The 1,424-nt window shown below is 43.7% G+C and carries 1 protein-coding gene; it reads right to left on the bottom strand.

All coding sequences use genetic code 11. From position 1 onward, the window contains the following. Positions 1-9 precede the first annotated feature (9 nt). A complete protein-coding gene (locus NOG12_RS13135; RefSeq protein WP_110077112.1) occupies positions 10-1,335 on the bottom strand; it encodes an IS4 family transposase in 1,326 nt (441 codons plus the stop codon). Positions 1,336-1,424: the final 89 nt, after the last annotated feature.

Here is a 1,424-nt window from a genome sequence, read left to right as displayed (position 1 = left end):
TAATGCCAGTCAGTTAAGAGCTGACTGGCATTTTTTTCTCGCATATTTCTGAGGTTTTGAACGAACTTCTCGTGGGTAAACCCGCTCGGTTCGCCTTATTGGCAAAACGTAATGCTCTGCAATTTCTTGAAGATGTTCGAGAGTTTTCGGGATATTCCCCGCTGAATTAAGTGAAGCCGTGTATAGCCAGTTAATAATAGCTGTAGCACACGAGGTAAAACTCAGTTGATTTGGATATATCCCTTTAATTTTGCTCGCCATTTTCACCATCTGATAGCGAATAATATTGTACGCTAAGAGTATTCCCCATAGCTCTTGACGTATCATTTCTGGTCGCTTGCTCCGTAGCGTGTAGTGATTTTGAAGTAAAACTTGTTTCATTTCTCGATAGCCGAGTTCGATTTCCCAACGTTGCTCATAAAGCTCAACAATATCTTCGCTTGGATAACGCAATGGATCGACCATCGACGTTAATATGGTGCGCTCTTTACCATCAATAGTCCGTGTTAACATTCGAGCTTGCATGGTCTCAGGTAAATTCGGATATTTTTTGCGTGATTGTGGCGTGGTTGTCAGCTCAATGAGCTTTTGGTGACGGCCTATTTTCCTGAGCACTTTATATTGAGTTCCTTTTCTCATTGGAATAAGCCAGTGACGTTCAACACCGGTATTTTGCCACTTGTGAAGGAGTCCTAACGAGTAAAAACCTCGGTCGAATAGGGTCAATGAATGGTTAGCTGTCGATTCGATAAGTCCTTCTGCAAGCACCATCTCATTTGTTGAAGCACAATCAAATTGGCTTCCCGTTAGAAGATGGCTCGTTAATTCCATTTGGCAGACCATGCGCACTTGAGGATATTGCTCACCAAATTGATTTGAACTCTTTTTGAACGCTTGCTGATTCTCATTGGAGTCAGGGGTTCGCCAAACAACACCATCGACGCCAAGCAATCGTAAGCCATGCCATGTTGGATGCTCGGCTTGTTCATTCCAAATCGCTTGCGTATGTTCAAATACCGATTGTACGGCATGTTCACCAAGGCGTTGTCGTGCTTGAGGAATAGCGCTTGGAGCTACAAGTGCCCGTCGACCAGGCAGCATAATATTCATTTGTCCAACGATGTCCCACACGCTGGTGTTGCGATATAAGGCCATGCCTATAATACTCCACAACACCATATCCAAGGGTAAACGTCTTTTCCTGACCGTGCCGACACCGGCCTTATCAAACGCCTCATCAATTAAATCAGGATCAAGAATGTCGGATAATTTACCCAGTTCTTCAGAGTTTGGAGCATATCCATTGGCTATTGCGAGTGCTGTGGTGAGTTGCATAAAAAAATCCGTAGCTAGAATTAACTAACTACGGATTCTGATCCATTGGGAGGATCGGTCAACCGATCGCTAAAATATTTCTTAACTGA

This window comes from Pseudidiomarina fusca (assembly GCF_032227045.1).
Classification (GTDB): domain Bacteria; phylum Pseudomonadota; class Gammaproteobacteria; order Enterobacterales; family Alteromonadaceae; genus Pseudidiomarina; species Pseudidiomarina fusca.
The sequence above is the reverse complement of the archived record's forward strand: the minus strand, read 5'-3'. Positions and strand labels throughout refer to the sequence as shown.

Excerpts from the sequence above, each read along its gene's own strand:
- NOG12_RS13135 (WP_110077112.1), bottom strand. The coding sequence starts at position 1,335 with ATGCAACTCACCACAGCACTCGCAATAGCCAATGGATATGCTCCAAAC.